We start from the raw sequence: 17,758 nt of genomic DNA, 5'->3' as shown, positions 1-17,758 counted from the left end.
AACAAAAAACGCTACAAGCCCCTGTATCAGGTACTTGTAGCGTTGTCTATCAAAATGAAAATATTACTGTTGCAAATCCCAGCCCCAGTTAATGCCTTTCTCAGTGGCAGGTACGCCGCTTTCCAGCCATTGTGGTGCTGCTGCGCCTTTCAGGAAGTGATCAAAGAATTGTTGTTCTCTGCGCTGAATATCCTTACGGTTCTGACGCTGTATGAGATTGTGTGCTTCGTTGTTGTAATTCAGCAACCAAACGGGCTTGCCTAAACGACGTAAGCCGGTAAACATTTCAATGCCCTGATACCATGGAACTGCTCCGTCGGCGTCGTTAGACATGATAGCTACCGGTGTGGTTACACGTGGCAGGTTAAAGAGTGGAGAGTTTTGAATGTATAACTCCGGCTTTTCCCATAAAGTAGCACCTATACGGCTTTGCGAATGCTCGTACTGAAACTGCCTGTTCATACCACTTTCCCAACGAATACCACCGTAAGCACTGGTCATATTGGCTACAGGAGCACCTGCCCATGCAGCTTTGAAGATATTTGTCTGTGTAATGAGATAAGCTACCTGGTAGCCACCCCAGCTCTGGCCCTGGATCCCCATGTTTTTGCCATCGGCCCATGGCTTTTTTGCCAGGTCTTCTGCAGCACTCACAATGTAGTTATAGGCGCTCTTACCCGGATAGCCGTTTTCATAGCTGATATCCGGCGCAAACACGAGGTAACCACGACTCACAAAGAAGGAAATATTTAACCGCGATGGCGTAGGTGCCGGTGCCTGGTAGTTGTACAGGCCATCGGTTAATTTTTCGTAGAAGTAAAAGATGACAGGATACTGTTTGCTGCTGTCAAAATTTTCAGGTTTGTACAGGATACCTTCTGCCGGCTTACCGCTGAAAGTAGTCCATTTGTAAAGCTCCGCAGTGCCCCAGTTGTAACCCTGTTGCTGCGGATTAGTACTGCTAACCTTATCTGCTTTATCTATCTGCACACCAGCATATACATCCGGTGATAATACGTAATTGCCTTTTGTGAAAGTATAAGCTGCGGCATCTTTTGCTTTCAACAGATCAGCGTAGGTATAAGGACCTAAAACAATTTGTTTGGGTAATACGGCTTTACTTTTTTTAGCCGGTAGCTGAAGGGAGTAGTAGCCGTTATATTTAGTGCTGTCCTGGAAAGCACTCAGCATCAGCGTTTCACCGGGACGGAAGAATTTTTGTTCCGGGTCCAGACGGAGATAACGGAAACGGATCTTGTCTTTACGGCCTACATTACCGGTGATTGCAACAGGTGCTGTCTTACCTGTTGGATCCACCTGCCAGATGTCATAACGGTCATAGATATACGCAAACTGATCGTTTTCCATCCATCCTGCTATGCCATACGCTTCGGGCACATCAGGATGATCATCTTCCTCATCAAAAACCTTGGTGGGAATACCTTTGCTGATATTTATCACTGTGCCGGTGGCATTTTCGTAGGTAAACCATTGTTTGTTTACCAGGTCATACCAGGTAATATATTTTCCATTGGGAGAGATAGAAAAATCTCCGTCCAGCTTTTCTTTTACTTTCTTGCGGGTGCCATCATTTACATTAACAAGCCAGGCTGTTTTTAGTGTACGCCCCACCCACTGTAGCGGAACACGTTCTCCTTTATCCGTATAGCCGAGTGCGTTAGTGCTGTTGCCTTCTGCGGGTACTACTACGTTTTCAAGATCTTTATCGCTGAGTTGCAGCACACGTTTGGCAGCAGGATAATATACCGCTGCATAACTTCTCTTCAGCTCTTTATCTGCATTTTTTAATTGCATGGGTTGCAGATAATCATCTTTATAATTCCAGATATCTACTTTGGCTACTTCAAATTCTACGATGTTGGTATCTTTTACCGGCAATATTGGTGCAGTACCAAAGAACAACCGTTGTCCATCTTTACTGAAATAAATCAGGCTGTTGGGACTGATGCTCCAGTTAGCCGGCAGACCGCTGCTACTTTTATCAGCAACCGCAAAGGCGCTGTCCTGGCCTGGTTTGAAGTAATACAATTTATAAAACGGTTGCAATGCTTTGGTGCTGTCGCGTGTACCAAAGTAAGCTGCCTGTTCTCCTTTTTCATCAAAAGCAAACTGTTTATAGTCGCCATAACCACGACTAAGCGTATCTGTCTTCCTGTTGATAGCATGCCATAGCAGTACACCGTTGCGGGAAAGCGAATCTTTTTTATCTTCTGCTATTTCTATCAGTAAATTATTTCCTGGTTTGCTGAACGTATATTCAGCGGCATTTTTCACTGTATCCTGCATACCTGTGAGGAGTTGCCTGATTACCAGCGTACCGCCTTCTGTGCCAGCACCGGCGCCTTTATCATCGTCTGCGCGATCGTTATCTTTCGCTATTTTAGGTGGTGTAAATCCTTTGCCTTTAGATTTAGCAGTATCTGCTGCTGGTTTTTCTACCAGGTAAGCCAGTAGCCCACTGCCTTTTGCCGGCGTTTTAAAAGATTTAACTGTAGGAAATTTCAGTACATCCGGTTTGCCCAGGGTAACGATACCCATAGAGTCTTTCGGCATTTCGGCTGCTTTCTTTTTCTTGATCTTCGCGTCGCGGGTATCTTTAAAAAGCGGCCGGATGCTGAATACCACATAGCGGGAATCATTTGTAATAACTGGGCTGCTACCACGTGGAATGTTGATGGACTGACCTGTTTTTCGGTCAAAAATCACCAGGTTGGCATCGCCTTCCTGAGGTGTGATAGTGTACACCACCCACTGTCCGTTGTTGCTGATCAGTTTAGTGCCAATGCTTTGCCAGCTGTCGTATACACTGTGATCCAGCGGCTTTTTGGCAGATTGTTGTGCATAGGTAAACAGGGTTGATCCCAGGAGGGATATCCCCAGTAAAACTTTTCTCATAAGCGCTAAAGTAATAATTACGGATTCCAAATTACGAATTTTGTGGAGAATGGCTTTTGTCTTTCACAGGATTAGGCTGATTCTACTGATTACCCTGATTTTGTTTTTTTGATTTAAAAAGATTAGCAGAGATCTCAGCGGATGTTGTCTGAACCAGGATTTTTAGGATTGAATGGATTACCCTGATGGGTATTATGTTGTTTTATAAAGAAGATTTACGCGAATATCTTCGATATAATCTTCGGCATCCATCAGGGTAATCCATTCAATCCTAAAAATCCTGGTTCAGACAACATCCGCTGAGATCTCCGCTAATCTTTTTAAATCAAAAAAGAAAGAAATCAGGTAATCATCATAATCAGCCTAATCGGGAGAAAGACAAAGGCCGAAGGCCTTATTTTACCAACCAGGATTTTGCGCCAGTGTACCATTCGGATACAACGAAATCTGGCCGCTGGGCACTGGTAACAGGTAATTTTTCGGATCTGCAAAAGTACGGGAGGTGGCAGCTTTATAAGGCGTTATGTAGCCGTTGGCATCTCTCAATACCGCTCCATTGTCCGGTACTTTGGCACCCTTAAAAATATCCGGATGCGTGGCACTGCTCATGTAATCGCCTTTTGACCAACGCATAAGGTCTGCATACCTGAAGCCATCCATCATCAGCTCAGCTCTTCTATCTCTCCTGATTTCCCAAATGAGGGAGGTTACATCTGCATCTTTTTTAGGATCTGCATAACCGGCACCATTCACCGCTACCTTTTGTGCGCCTGCATATTGCAAAGGCGGGAGGTTAGCGCGGACACGCAGCAGGTTGATAGATTTATCCAGATCAGTTTGTGCAAAAGCGTACTGACCAAGGTTATCCAGTTCTGCGGCGGCTTCTGCATAGTTCAGCAGTACTTCTGCCAGCCAGAAGAGGGGAGCATCTGTATCGTTGTAAGGTGCCAGCACGTTGGCTACCAGCGGTTGCAGGAATTTGGACGGGCGATAGCCGGTACTGCTGCTCATACCTTGCACCAGGTTGCCATTATAACAAAGAAAGGTATCGATAGTTTGCAGCAAACGCCTATCCCTGTTGGATCTTGTGACTTTTATAGTGTTGTCGCCCTGATAAAGCGGAGATAAGCTGATGGGCAAACCGTCTGTGCAGAGATAGGATTCTACCGCTGCTTTGGTTAATCCGGACATCTGGCTGCTGCTGGTAGTATAGCCGATGACAGAATGTGTGAGGTAACCGGGTAAATATTTTTTATACAGTATTACTTCCCCGTTATTGGCGAGGTCCAGCGAATTATAATTGGATTGGTAGTCGGCTGATAATTTATAAGGTGATGCCATCAGCTTTTCACAGGCATCTTTGGCTGCCAGCAGGAATTTGCCGGCATCCGGTAAGCCCAGTTTAGTATGGTATTTGCGCCATGTGCCTTCGTATAGGCATATACGTGCTTTCAGTGCCAGTGCCACATCGCGGTTAACTGTGTTGGTCTGATCTTTTACACGCATATTATCAACTGCATAGTTGATATCGTAGAGTATACTGTCCATCACTAGGGTGCGCGGATCACGTGGTTTATAGATCATGGCAGTATCGCTGATATCCATAGAACGGCCTATCCATGGCACATCGCCGTAATCTTTCACCCGCGCAAAATAAACCAATGCGCGAAAGAAACGTGCTACTCCCTTCCAGTGTTTTTTTGCTTCATCAGGCATAGGCACCGCATCTATTCTTTCCAGCATGATGTTGGCTTTTCTCACCGTGGAAAAATCCCAGGAGGATGCAGCGGAGGGCACATTCAGGGTGAAATTCTGAAAAGTAGTATTCGCCTGATCATCTGTAAAAGAAGTAAAATAAAAATCTCCGAAAGAACCGCCATTACCGTATCCGGGGAACAATTCATAAAACGGCCAGCTGTAGCTGCGTACGTTATCTTCTGATCTCCAGAAGGTTTTGTCATCGAACTGGTCAGGTAAACCTTTGTCTACATATTTTTTACAACCGGCAGCAGCCAGCAAAACGATCAATATAACGGGTAAGAATATACGCTTTTTCATTTGTAGTTAGTTTAGAGTGTAACCTGTACGCCAAAAGACCAGGTGCGTTGAAATGGAAATGTTCTGCCGGTAAATCCTGATTCACCGGTGGTGATTTCCGGATCAATAGGCGCACCTACGTTGGATATTTCACCGAGATTTTGGCCGCTGCCGTATATGCGTAAACGTTGGATGTGAATACGTTTTGAAATTTCAGCAGGTAGGGTATATCCCAGTGTGATATTCTTCAGGCGCAGGTAAGCCAGGTTCAGCAGGTACCTGGATTGTGGATAGAAATTATTGCCTCCATTGGCCAGACCTGCAATTTTGCCGTTGGCATTGCCGGCATAAGGGCGTGGGTAATACGCATTCATATTGTCCGGGGTCCAGTAATCCAGCTGGTTGGCGTATAAGATATCACTGCCGCGATACATGGGCAATGTGAGATCTCCGAAGCCCCAGTAGTCCTGCTTTCCAACGCCTTGCAGGAAGATGTCGATATCAAAATTTTTGAAAGTACTTCCAATCCGCATACTGTACTGATAACGGGGGAGCGTGTTACCAATTACTTTCAGGTCGCCGTGGTCGGTCAGCGTAGCTTTACCTCCATCAATTACGCCGTTGCCATCCAGGTCTTTGTACTTTATATCGCCCGGGCCATACACAAAGTTGCCATCCTGTAACTTTGACTGGTCGGGCATTTTAGCCATATTATCATCTTTGGTAAAATAGCGGTCTGTTTCAAATCCCCAGATTTCCCCATAGTTTTTTCCTTTATAGTTTTGTGAGATGAGTAACGAAGGATTATCCCATTGTGTGATAACTGTTTTATTATCCCAGAAGGCCAGGGTGCCATATATCATCCAGTCTTTGCTGAGGTTGTAATTGGCATCTACTGCAATTTCATAGCCACGGGTGCGGAGTGCGCCGTTATTTATGCGGGGAGCGCCTGTACCAAATGTAGCAGGAATGGCTTTGTTGGTAAGCATGCCATCTGTGCTGCGCTGGTACCAGTCTACGGTAACGCCTATATGATTATTCAGCAAGCTGATATCTGTACCCACATCCAGGGTGCGTACTTTTTCCCAGGTGAGGGAATTGGCTACGGCAATGGGCTGGTTAACGCCGGAGGCATAGTTGCCGCCATTCATCCAGTTTACCTGGTTGTTGGTGCTCATAGAGGGTATGTACCACTTGCCACCCATATCCTGGTTGCCCAGGGTACCATAGGAGGCGCGGAACTTCATGTCGCTCAGTACTTTTTTAAACGACTGCATAAATGCTTCTTCTGTGATGCGATAACCCATGGAAGCAGAGGGGAAGAAGGCCCAGCGGTAGGCGGGCGGGAATGCGGAAGCACCGTCATAACGTCCGTTTAGTTCCAGCATCCATTTGTCTTTGTATATATAATTTATCCTGCCGAAAAAGCCGGCGTAGGCATTTGCAAGATGATTACCATCTACCAGCTGATCTCCACTGGCCAATGGTATTTCGGCTTTGGTGGGGTCCAGCACATTACGGCGATAGGCGGAGAAGTTGATGGTATCTTCATCTTCTGCGTTGATACCGGCCATTAGTTTTAGCTGATGGCTTTTTGATAACCGTTTATCGTAGGTAGCGTACATGTTAAATGTGTTCACCTTATAGCTGCCGGACTGGTAGGCTACCACATCCTGCGCAGGTGTGGCAATATTGCCGAGTGATAAAGGACCGGAGGCCCAATAGTCCCATGCAATTACTTTTCCACCTATTACATGACGTACCGCATTATCGCGGCCAATGGTATAATCAGCGCGGATGTTCAGGTCTTTCGTGACCTTCAGCGTTGCACCCAGGTTAATACGTTGGTAGTTATCTGTGAGCGTATTGGTTTGTGCGTTAGCGAGGTATCCGGGTGTATGGTGGAAGTATTTTCCCTGGTAGGTGCCGTAAGGAAAGAATGCACCCCAGCGCCACATGTAATAAAAGTAGCCCTGGTATTGATAGGGGTAATCGTATTCGAAATTGCGGTACATCATTTTAAGATCTACATCGAGCCATTTGGTAACGCTGGCACTGATGCTGCCGGTGATATTATATTTTTTGATGTTGTCGGGATTCATTTTCAGAATGCCGCCGGTATTGCTGTAACCGCCGGATATGGAGTAGGCTAATTTTTCAGTGCCTCCTCTTATACTCATGCTGTGGATTTGTTGCGGGGTCCATTTTTTCAGCATCATATCTTTTGCATCCCAAATGCGGTAGAAGTAGGTGGGTCCACCAGCAGGATCTATTACAAAATCTTCACCAGGCACCATTTCATTGCTGGTGCGGTTTCCTGCGTATTTCGCTTTCCAGTTTTTGATGCCGTCGCGTAGTTTGAGTAGTTGCATACCGAATAATTCCGGGCTGGTAGTACCTGCGCGGGTAGCTCCTTCGTATAGCCCTGTCAGTTCTTTTTCCGGATCGGCAAAGTTTGGCAGAATAGTAGGGGTGCTCCAGCCAAAGTTGTTGCTGTACCTGACAACGGTAGGAGTATTACGCCTGCCGGATTTTGTTTTGATCAGGACTACGCCAAAAGCTGCTCTGGCGCCATAGATGGAGGTAGAGGCAGCATCTTTTAATACGGAGATGCTTTCAATATCTTCCGGATTGATGAGCGTAAGGTCCGGTGTTTCCACATTGTCTACCAGTATGAGCGGGCTACTGGTGCCGTTTACAGAGCCAATGCCCCGGATATTTATCCTGGGCGCCTGTGTAAGGCCACCATTGGAAAAGCTGATGTTAAGGCCAGGGGCTACGCCCTGCAAGGCTTTGGAAGGATCGGTGACGGGTCTGCCTTCCATTGTTTTGGTTACATCTACGGTGGTAACAGCGCCGGTGAGGTTGGCTTTCTTTTGTGTGCCATAACCTACCACTACAAATTGTTCCAGGGACCGCTCATCGATTTCCATGGCAATATTGTAGTTGTCGGCTGCGGTAACGGGGACTACCAGCTGTTTGTAGCCAATAGAAGTAATGTTGATGGTGCTGGTACCGGGCGGCAGCACCATGGAGAATTTACCTTTTGCATCAGTAACGGCCCCTTTTTTACCGGTGGTGATAGTAGCACCGATAATGGGTTGTCCGCTGCTTTTGTCTGTCACGGTTCCTGAAATCCCTTGCTGGGCCCAGGAACTGGCATAAAATAATAAAAACAGGAATGTAGAAAGTAGACGCTCTTTCATAATACAGAGTTTAGATGATAGTTGAAACGGAGTTTTGATTTATTAAGATTTATAAGCGGATCTTATGGGTCGCTGGCAACGGGCTTCAGGTCTATAGGCTTGTTCTTTACTTGTTTTTGGTGGATGATTGGCGTGCTGGTGTTCCAGACTTACCGTCTACAGGCTACGCTTACTACCATGTCGGCTACACGACAATTTGCGTGTATTTGCGTTTTATGCAATGAATTTATAGTTTAATTTTCGTAAATTATAGCAGTATGCATTAAAATGCAGGTTATTGTATGATTAAATATGCTAAAACACGCATTATTAAATGGATTTAGATGCTGAAAATTTATAGTGTGTAATTAAGGTGTGCAGCACCTACCTGTGGGTAGATTTGTATATTTGAAAAATTTTCCACGAATGTTGAAAGAAGAACGTCAGGCATTTATCATGCGACAGATTAATCTGCATAACAAGGTTTTATCTACAGACCTCAGCACGATGTTGCGTATTTCTGAAGATACCGTTAGGCGGGATCTGAAGGAGATGGCGGAAGAGGGTAAGATCCTGAAGGTGCATGGCGGGGCTATAGGCCGCTCTTTTCATCATCCGTTTAATACGGAGAATATGGTTTATGCCCAGGAGGCCAAGCAACAGATTGCAGAAAAAACGATCCGGCTCCTGAAAAATGATATGGTGGTGCTCACAGGTGGCGGTACCACGATGATTGAACTGGCGAAGCGCATACCGGAAAACCTGCGTGCTACTTTTTTTACTATCAGTCCGCTGGTGGCTTTGCAGCTGGTGGAACACACACATCTTACGGTTATCAGTATTGGTGGACAACTATCTAAAAGCTCCAATGTTCATATAGGCGCCAGCGTTATTAACCAACTGGCAGATATTAAAGTAGATCTGTGTTTACTGGGAGCCAATGGCTTTTCCGTAGAGGAGGGCATGACAGATTCTGATTGGGAAGTAGTACAGGTGAAAAGGGCCATGATACGGGCTTCCAAGAAACTGGCCATTCTGAGTATCGCAGAAAAACTGGGTTCTTCCCAGCGTATGAAAGTGTGCGATCTGAATCTTATTCATTATCTCATTACAGAGCTGCCGCCGGAAAACCACCTGATGTCAGCTTATCAGCAGCTGGACCTGGAATTATTTTAATTTATATCATATAAAAAAGCGCCGGCAGGGAATTCATTCCTTACCGGCGCTTTCGTTTTTAAAAAGATATCAGGCTTTCGCTGCCCTGTTTTGTAATACCACTCTTCCCATCTGTAACGCTACTGATAATATAATACACGCCAGACCTGCATAAAAGGCCGGGTTCAGGAATTTATTTTCATGAAATAGAACGAACGCCATAATGATGCTGTATACCGGTTCCAGGTTAAAACAAAGATTCACTGTAAAGGCGGATATCTTTTTCAGTGCACTCATGCTCAGCAGGTACATACATACGGTGCAGAACCAGGCCAATACCAGCAGATAGACGAAATCCATGGACGTAGGCAGTATAGAGGTAACAGGGAAAGTATAGAGGTAAAAAGGCAGGGCAATAGTTAATGCCACAAAGCCTGCCGAGAGCTCATAAAAGGTGATGGTGTACGTGTCAAAACGTTTGACCAGCCGTTTATTGAAAACAGTGAATAAAGCGGCAAACATCGCGGAAATAATGCCTAGGATAATACCGGTGCGGTATTGTGTATCAAAATGAAAAATGAGTAATATGCCGAATAACGTGAGCAGACTGAGTAACATTTCTGCTACATCAAAGCGGCGCCTGTTGATCAGCGGATCAAAGATAGCCGTAAACAGGCTGGTCAGCGAAAAGCAGATCACCCCGATAGATACGTTGGAATATTTGATACTGCCGTAAAAGAAGAGCCAGTGCAGGGCTACTACAATGCCAGTACTACCGATTGGTAAAATATCTTTCCAGGGTAATTTTTTCAGCGTGCCCTGCAAACGAAATAATACATACAGGGTAACGGAGGTGATCATTAGCCGGTACCACACCAGTAGTCCTTCGTTGAGGGAGATTAATTTACCTAAAATGCCAGTGAATCCTGCGAGAAATACGGAGAGATGCAGCTGGAGAAATGCTTTTTTCATGAATGCATTTATAATAATTGCGAATGTTGTCTTTCTCCGGATTAGACTGATTTTGCTGATTATATGATTTTTTGGAAAGATTTAAAAAGATTAGAGAAGATTAAAGCGAATATTATTATTCGCTCTGATCTTCTCTAATCTTTTTAAATCTCTATAAAATCAAAAGATAAAAATCAGTGTAATCAGCAAAATCAGTCTAATCCGGAGAAAGACAAAATTCGCAATTAATTCTGAACTCTTCTTTTATAATTGCGGAAAAGGCTCTGCCATTGAATCTTTAATACACCAAGAACACCTTCTTTCACAATGCCTTTACTCATTTTAGAGTATCCTTCTTTACGGTCTTTAAAGGTGATAGGGACTTCTTTTATTTTGAAGCCCAGCTTCCACGCTGTAAATTTCATTTCAATCTGGAATGCGTATCCAACAAACTGTATCTGATCCAGGTTAATGGCTTCCAGTACGGTGTTGCGATAGCATACAAATCCGGCGGTAGGGTCTCTTACCGGCATCCAGGTGATCATGCCTACATAGATGGATGCACCGTAAGACAATACAGCGCGGTCCCATGGCCAGTTTTCGGTGTTGCCACCTTTCACATAGCGGGAACCTACTGATACGTCGGCGCCATCTTTGGCGCAGGCATCGTAGAGGCGCACAAGATCTTTAGGATTGTGGGAAAAGTCAGCGTCCATTTCAAAAATGTACTGGTAGTTATTGGCCAGTGCCCATTTGAAGCCATGGATGTAGGCTGTACCCAGACCTTGTTTACCGGATCTTTCTTCCAGGAATAATTCGCCGGGATGTTGCTGTTGTAACGACTTTACAATAGCGCCGGTACCATCCGGCGATCCATCATCTACGATCAGAATATGAAAATTCTCCTGTAAGGAAAATACGGCGTCAATGATATTGCGGATGTTATCCTTTTCATTGTACGTAGGTATGATGACAAGCTTTTCCAATTCAGCAGATGATATTTTTGGATGGCGAAAATAATTCAATTCCGGCGCAAGATATGCCGTTGTTGAAAAATATTACATTTTTTTTAACATCATATTGTGAAATATCTCAGACAATTTCTGCTTTGTATTGAGGGGAAAATCCGCTTTCATCATCCAGTCATAGTACTGTGGCTCCGCTTTCAGTACGTCTCTTACGGGGCGTCCCTTATATTTACCGAAGTTAAAAACTTCCTGTCCGCCCTGCATTACCAGCCGGCGTGCAAAGTCGATGTAGTCTTCTTCCTTGGTAAAGTCAGCCAGGGAGTCAATATCTACCTGTAGCTGGTCGTAGCGGCCCAATTGTGCCTCCAGGATCTCGTAGGTAGCCAGTGCATCCGCTTCGGCGCTATGTGCGTTTTCCAGCTGTTTATCGCAGTAAAATTTGTAAGCGGCGCCCAGGGTACGTTTTTCCATGAGGTGGAAAATCCTTTGTACGTCTACAAATTTGCGTTTTGATACATCAAATTCTATTTCTGCCCGAAGGAACTCTTCTACCAGCAGGGGAATATCGAAGCGGTTGGAGTTATATCCGGCCAGATCACAGTTTTCCATAAACTGTTTCAGTTCGTGGGCTGCCTGTTTAAAGGTGGGAGCATCTTTTACATCTTCGTCCTTAATACCATGAATTGCTGTAGATCCTGCAGGGATCGCCATTCCGGGGTTAATACGTTTTACTTTGGACTGTGTGGTTTTGTCCGGGAAAACTTTGATAATAGCAATTTCGATGATACGATCGGAAGCCACATTAGTACCTGTGGTTTCGAGGTCGATAACGGCCAGTGGCCTTTTGAGGAGCAAAGAAGGCATTATATAGTATTTAGTATTTGTTGAGTTAGTAATTTAGTTATTTGTCAGCAGCGCGTTCAACTTACTGAAATCCAGCCCGTCGTACGTTCCTGAGCTCATGAGCAACAGGTTGGCATCCCGGTAGTTTTGGGCGGCTAAAAATGCTTCCAGCTTTTCTCTTTCGTGAAAAATATGGAGGTCGGGGCGGCCAAAGCGTTGTGCAATCAGTTCTGGAGCCAGATCAGGCATACGCTTAATCTCCAGGGCGTGTTTGCTGTAGAATACGGCTGCTACATCTGCCGGATCCATGGCGCCCTGGTACTGTTCCAGGAAGTCTGCATTTAAACTGCTGTAAGTATGTAACTCAAGAACAGCAATCAGTTTCCGATCGGGGAATTGTTGCTTAGCGGCTTCCATGGTAGCTTTTACCTTGGAGGGAGCATGTGCAAAATCACGATAAATAACGCTATGCCCGTTTTTTGCCACCAGCTCCAGTCTTTTTGCAGCGCCCTTAAAGGTAGCAATTGCTGTCAGGAATTCCGCATCGGAGATGCCTAATTCATTACATACCAATTTGGCTGCATACATATTCAGGAGGTTATGGCCACCAAATACTTCCAGGTCTGCATATTGTTCACCAAAGAAAACGCGGGTAATGCCGTTGTGGATGGTGTGCTCCGGAAGACTGTAAGGAATGAGTTTCAGGTGGCTTCCGGTGGCGGTAACGAGGCTTACCAGCTCTTTGTCGGAGCTGTTGTAGATCAGTACCTGTCCGGGTTTCATCTGCCTGATAAATATGGCAAATTGTTCTTTATATATTTCGTAGGTAGGAAAAACATTGATGTGATCCCATGCAATACCCGTCAATATTGCTATTTGCGGATGCAGGAAATGGAACTTAGGTCTTCGCTCAATGGCGGAGGCCGGGTATTCATCTGCCTCACAAACAATTACGGGGGCATCTGTAATATTTACCGACTGTGCAAAACCATCGAGCCTGGCGCCTACGAGGTAGTCGAATGCTTTGTGCTGTTGCTGGAGCACATGCATGATCATAGCCGTGGTAGTGGTTTTACCATGGCTGCCGCCAACGGCCACCCGCGTTTTATTTTTACTTTCCTGGTAGATGTATTCCGGAAAAGAATAAATTTTCAGCTGGAGTTCCCGGGCGCGTACCAGCTCTGGATTGTCTTCCCGGGCGTGCATGCCCAGAATGACAGCGTCGATGTCTGGTGTGATCCTGGCGGCATTCCATCCGATAGTATCCGGGAGGATGCCTGCCTGCTGCAGATTGGAAAGGGCTGGCTCAAATATTTCATCGTCGCTGCCGGTTACTTCATAACCTTTATGTTTGAGCGCAATGGCTAATTGATGCATTACGCTGCCGCCAATGGCAATAAAATGTACTTTTGTCATAGAACAAGATCACGATTTGGAAATTGAAGCCATTGAGACGTAGACGATTAGCTTTTCACGGTCCATTATCTCAACATTCTAACATCACATAGTGTTGTTTTTTTTAATGTATTTTCTATATTTGCAAAATAACGTTACAAAACACGATTAAAAAAGAGTGGTATCATATTTCCTGTGAAATTTCGTTTTAGTTAATGAATAATTTAAATCTTCCCAGTATGCGATCTTATGTAAGAATTTTGGGCTACGCCGGTATGGTTTGTATCTTTGCTGCTTTTTTAACGTCCTGCGCAAGCCACCAGAAATTGGGATGTCCGATGAGGGGAATGGCTAAAGCGCCTGCGATAAAACATATTAAAACTTGTTAAATGAATTGGAAAACGTTAATCAGCGAGGAACAACTTCCCGAAATAAATACGGCATCTGCTCATCAGCCGGTAGCTATTTTTAAACACAGCACGCGATGTTCTATCAGCTCGATGGCCAAAGCCAGGTTAGATCGTGCAGCTGCTCCGGAAGGGTTAACGTTTTATTATCTTGATCTCATCGCCAATCGGGCGCTTTCCAACAAAGTGGCTGAAACTTATAACATACCTCACGAATCCCCACAGTTATTATTGATCCGCAACGGCGAATGTATCTATGATGAAAGCCACAGCGGTATTTTAATGGATGAAATTGTAGCACAGGCAGGAATATAATCCTTCTCCAGGCTATTCTCTGCTTGTCGGTTACCTGGCCCCGGCCGGGTATTTAAGGCTTGCTGTATTCCCTTAACGTATAATAGGCTAGCTTTGCACTATCAATAGGATAGCCAAATGAAACATCGTATAGTAGTAGCAGTTACGGGAGCCAGCGGTTCCATTTATGCCCGGCAGTTGCTGCAAAAGCTGCAAGCTGCCCATGATCAGCTGGACCAGGTAGCAGTAGTTATGACAGAAAACGCCAAAACTGTATGGCAAACAGAATTGAGAAATGAAGATTATCAACAGTTGCCTTTCCGCCTGTATACCCAACAGGATTTCCATGCACCTTTTGCCTCCGGCTCCGGACGTTTTAATACCATGATCATCTGCCCTTGTTCAATGGGCACATTGGGACGCATTGCCACAGGCATTTCCAATGACCTGATTACCCGTGCAGCAGATGTTGTATTAAAAGAGAGAAGAAAACTGATATGCGTGGTGCGTGAAACACCTTACAACCTCATTCACATAAAAAATATGGAAGCCGTAACCATGGCCGGTGGTATTATTTGCCCGGCTACTCCTTCCTTTTACAGCGTTCCTGCCAACATGGAAGAAATGGCTGCTACGGTAGTAGACCGCATCATTGACCTGGCTGGTATTGAGCAACAAACTTACCGTTGGGGCAGCGATAATAATAAACAGGATTGAGTATCTTCGTCACATTCATCATTCTATAAACATAACCATGCAAATAGCTATAATTAACGGGCCTAATCTGAACCTGCTGGGCAAGCGTGAGACAGGTATCTATGGCAGTGAGTCTTTTGATCATTATTTTAAAAGTCTGCAATTGCAATTCCCCGCAGTACATTTCACTTATTTTCAAAGCAACATAGAAGGAGAGCTGATTAATTATTTACATGAAGTAGGTTTTTCTTACGATGGCATCCTGCTTAACGCCGGCGCCTATACGCATACCTCTATCGCTATCCGCGATGCTATTGCCGGTATTAAAACACCTGTAATGGAAATACATATCAGCAACATATATGCCCGCGAAGAATTCAGACATATTTCACTCATCGCCCCTAAATGTATAGGAAGTATATGTGGATTAGGTTTGAAGGGATACCAGTTGGGAGTGGAGTATTTTGGCATGGGCGACTTATAATATTTTAAGTTTAATTCAACCCTTATTTTACGGCAATGAAACAGCAATTGCTCGTGCTCCTTTTTTTGTTAACCTGCACTGCTTCTGGTGTAGTTGCCCAGGCCGATAAATGGTCTGGTACCTGGCAAATGTCCCGTAAGCTCCCGGGCGAGATGGCCGCCATCACCCTGGAGTTACAAATAGGTGCACCAGATAACGGGCAGCTATATCCTGCCAAAATAAAATTACAATACGGAAAATTTACAGGTATCTATGAGCTGTTGCTGGTCGGGAAAAATGATCAGCAACTAGGGATTGGCCGCGGTAAATATCCTTTGCTGGAAACCCCTTATAAACTAGGCATCTGGCTGTGGTATCTCAATGGTACGCTGGATTTCAATAATGCTAAGATAGCAGTGAGCCGGAAGTGGGTAGACAAATTTGGGATCTGGATGAGAGGTATGGAATATGAGGGAGATCCTGATGGAGACTTATGGGAGCATAGTAAAGTGGCATTACGGGACTTCCTGTACAGAGATTCCATCACGTTAAAGAAAATCAGCAACAACCCACTGTCAGATTCCAGTGTGCAGCGTATCCTTCATCCTGAAATCAGTAATGTTTACCTGGGCCTCAATGGCCGCATTATGTCCAGTGACAGTATGGTGGTAATGCAGGTGGAAGACCAGGAAAAATATGACAGGGATACTGTTACGCTCCTGCAAAATGGTAAACCGCTATTTAGCAAGGAAGAAGTAAATGATAAGAACCGGCGGCTGAATGTAAGACTGGATACGGGCAGGAACCTTTTTACTTTTTTTGCTGACAATCTTGGGGGCATTCCGCCCAATACAGGGTATCTGTATATGAAAATTGACAACAAGGAATATAACTTGAATTTCAGCACACGATCTAATGTATTTGCCACATTCATTGTAGCAGATATTTACCACAAACCATCTGAAAATAATAATAAATTAAGCAGTATTGCCAAAGGAAGGGTAACAACGCCTGTTGCCACCATCCAGGTGGATACTGCTGATATAGTGTTGGAATTATGGGATGCACAAAGGGAAGATGGAGATAGTATTTCTTTGTGTCTGAACGGAAATTGGATAGCCACTGGTTTTCCTGTGAAGAACGCACCACAGACAATTTCAGCAAGGCTGCAACGGGGTGAAAATACATTGCTATTTATGGCCGATAATCTCGGAAAGATCCCACCCAATACGGCAGCACTGCGGATCCGGTATGGCCTGAAAACTAAAACGCTGCGCCTTAGCACCGATATGCGAAAGAATAATGAAATCAAGCTGATACTGGAATAAAATAAAAAGCCGCATACAAAAATAGCTTTGTATGCGGCCTTTTTTATTTTAGCAACAGCTGGCTGCTTCTGTTTTGAAAGCCTCTCTGGCTTTCAGTCCCAGCAGTTCAAACATCATATGATCTTCTTCAAAAGAAGGATTGCCTGTAGTCAGTAATTTTTCTCCGGTAAAGATGGAGTTGGCGCCTGCCATAAAGCATAATGCCTGATCAGACATACTCATTTCTGCACGGCCGGCACTTAAGCGCACCATGGCCTTAGGCATGAGGATGCGGGTAGTGGCGATCATGCGTACCATGTCCCAGAATTCTACTTTAGGGAGATGTTCCAGCGGTGTACCTTTTATACGGGTCAGGGCATTAATAGGCACTGACTCGGGGTGAGCCGGGAGGCTGCTGAGGGTATACAGCATGGCGATACGGTCTTCATGCGATTCGCCCAGGCCAATGATACCGCCACAACATACGCTCACGCCAGCTTTTCTTACGTTGTCCAGTGTTTGTAAACGGTCGTCGTAAGTACGGGTGGTGATGATTTCTTCGTAGTGTTCTCTGGAAGTATCCAGGTTGTGGTTATATGCGAATAAACCGGCATCTGCCAGCTTTTTAGCTTGTTCTTCGTTCAGCATACCCAGTGTACAGCATACTTCCATGCCCAGTTCATTTACGCCTTTTACCATTTCAATGACACGGTCAAAGTCGCGGTTGTCGCGTACTTCGCGCCATGCAGCACCCATGCAGAAACGGGTAGAACCGGCGTCTTTGGCTTTTTGGGCATAACTCATCACATCCTCTTTTTTCAGGAGGCCATGTACATTGATGTCGGTGTTATATCTGGCAGCCTGGGGGCAGTAAGCGCAATCTTCCGGGCATCCGCCTGTTTTGATGGATAAGAGGGTGCAAACCTGCACTTCTGCTGTATCCTGGTATTGGCGGTGAATAGTGGCAGCACGGTACACCAGTTCCAGCAACGGAGTGTTGTAAATAGCTTTAATTTCTTCTAACGTCCAGTCATGACGGATCTGCACATCTTGCATTTGGATAGGTATTATTTAAGTGGCAAACCTAATGATTAATTACGAATTGCGAATTACGAATTACGGATATAAGCGAAGATCGCTC

13 protein-coding genes are annotated in these 17,758 nt (G+C 45.0%); 5 read left to right on the top strand and 8 right to left on the bottom strand.

The features are described from left to right. Window positions 1–63 precede the first annotated feature (63 nt). The 3 genes from CLV51_RS17605 to CLV51_RS17595 form a co-directional block, all read right to left on the bottom strand. A complete protein-coding gene (locus CLV51_RS17605; protein WP_106529365.1) occupies window positions 64–2,916 on the bottom strand; it encodes a S9 family peptidase in 2,853 nt (950 codons plus the stop codon). A 399-nt stretch (window positions 2,917–3,315) separates the two neighbouring features. Next, window positions 3,316–4,974, bottom strand: a complete 1,659-nt coding sequence (locus tag CLV51_RS17600; protein WP_106529364.1) for a RagB/SusD family nutrient uptake outer membrane protein — start codon at window positions 4,972–4,974, stop codon at window positions 3,316–3,318. A gap of 11 nt (window positions 4,975–4,985) precedes the next feature. Then, a complete protein-coding gene (locus CLV51_RS17595) occupies window positions 4,986–8,159 on the bottom strand; it encodes a SusC/RagA family TonB-linked outer membrane protein (protein ID WP_106529363.1) in 3,174 nt (1,057 codons plus the stop codon). Window positions 8,160–8,564: 405 nt separating this feature from the next. Between CLV51_RS17595 and CLV51_RS17590 the strand changes: the two genes are divergently transcribed. Continuing rightward, window positions 8,565–9,314, top strand: coding sequence for a DeoR/GlpR family DNA-binding transcription regulator (locus tag CLV51_RS17590; protein ID WP_106529362.1), 750 nt, complete (start codon window positions 8,565–8,567; stop codon window positions 9,312–9,314). Between the two features lie 69 nt (window positions 9,315–9,383). Here the strand turns inward: CLV51_RS17590 and CLV51_RS17585 are convergent, their stop codons facing one another. The 4 genes from CLV51_RS17585 to CLV51_RS17570 all read right to left on the bottom strand — a co-directional run bounded on the left by CLV51_RS17585 (window position 9,384) and on the right by CLV51_RS17570 (window position 13,471). Then, window positions 9,384–10,265: a DMT family transporter gene (locus tag CLV51_RS17585; RefSeq protein WP_106529361.1), complete on the bottom strand. Its 882-nt coding sequence runs from the start codon at window positions 10,263–10,265 to the stop codon at window positions 9,384–9,386. Window positions 10,266–10,489: 224 nt separating this feature from the next. Further along, window positions 10,490–11,230 carry a polyprenol monophosphomannose synthase gene (locus CLV51_RS17580; protein WP_106529360.1) on the bottom strand — a complete coding sequence of 247 codons (741 nt, stop codon included), beginning with the start codon at window positions 11,228–11,230 and terminating at the stop codon, window positions 10,490–10,492. Between the two features lie 72 nt (window positions 11,231–11,302). Beyond that, window positions 11,303–12,076, bottom strand: a complete 774-nt coding sequence (locus tag CLV51_RS17575) for a 3'-5' exonuclease (protein WP_106529359.1) — start codon at window positions 12,074–12,076, stop codon at window positions 11,303–11,305. A gap of 33 nt (window positions 12,077–12,109) precedes the next feature. Then, a complete protein-coding gene (locus tag CLV51_RS17570; RefSeq protein ID WP_106529358.1) occupies window positions 12,110–13,471 on the bottom strand; it encodes a UDP-N-acetylmuramate--L-alanine ligase in 1,362 nt (453 codons plus the stop codon). 368 nt (window positions 13,472–13,839) lie between these two features. Here CLV51_RS17570 and ytxJ point away from each other — a divergent pair, with 368 nt between their 5' ends. The 4 genes from ytxJ to CLV51_RS17550 all read left to right on the top strand — a co-directional run bounded on the left by ytxJ (window position 13,840) and on the right by CLV51_RS17550 (window position 16,638). Then, window positions 13,840–14,172 carry a bacillithiol system redox-active protein YtxJ gene (gene ytxJ / locus CLV51_RS17565; RefSeq protein ID WP_106529357.1) on the top strand — a complete coding sequence of 111 codons (333 nt, stop codon included), beginning with the start codon at window positions 13,840–13,842 and terminating at the stop codon, window positions 14,170–14,172. 117 nt (window positions 14,173–14,289) lie between these two features. Continuing rightward, window positions 14,290–14,868, top strand: a complete 579-nt coding sequence (locus CLV51_RS17560; RefSeq protein WP_106529356.1) for a UbiX family flavin prenyltransferase — start codon at window positions 14,290–14,292, stop codon at window positions 14,866–14,868. Window positions 14,869–14,905: 37 nt separating this feature from the next. Then, the gene (aroQ, locus tag CLV51_RS17555; RefSeq protein WP_106529355.1) at window positions 14,906–15,331 is read left to right on the top strand and encodes a type II 3-dehydroquinate dehydratase; all 426 of its coding nucleotides are present in this window, start codon (window positions 14,906–14,908) and stop codon (window positions 15,329–15,331) included. A 35-nt stretch (window positions 15,332–15,366) separates the two neighbouring features. Next, window positions 15,367–16,638, top strand: coding sequence for a hypothetical protein (locus CLV51_RS17550; RefSeq protein ID WP_106529354.1), 1,272 nt, complete (start codon window positions 15,367–15,369; stop codon window positions 16,636–16,638). Between the two features lie 48 nt (window positions 16,639–16,686). On the opposite strand, the gene bioB is transcribed toward CLV51_RS17550, so the two are convergent. Continuing rightward, window positions 16,687–17,673: a biotin synthase BioB gene (bioB, locus tag CLV51_RS17545; protein WP_106529353.1), complete on the bottom strand. Its 987-nt coding sequence runs from the start codon at window positions 17,671–17,673 to the stop codon at window positions 16,687–16,689. Between the last annotated feature and the right edge of the window lie 85 nt (window positions 17,674–17,758).

The organism is Chitinophaga niastensis (assembly GCF_003014755.1).
In the GTDB taxonomy this organism is placed as follows: Bacteria; Bacteroidota; Bacteroidia; order Chitinophagales; family Chitinophagaceae; genus Chitinophaga; species Chitinophaga niastensis.
The sequence above is the reverse complement of the archived record's forward strand: the minus strand, read 5'-3'. Positions and strand labels throughout refer to the sequence as shown.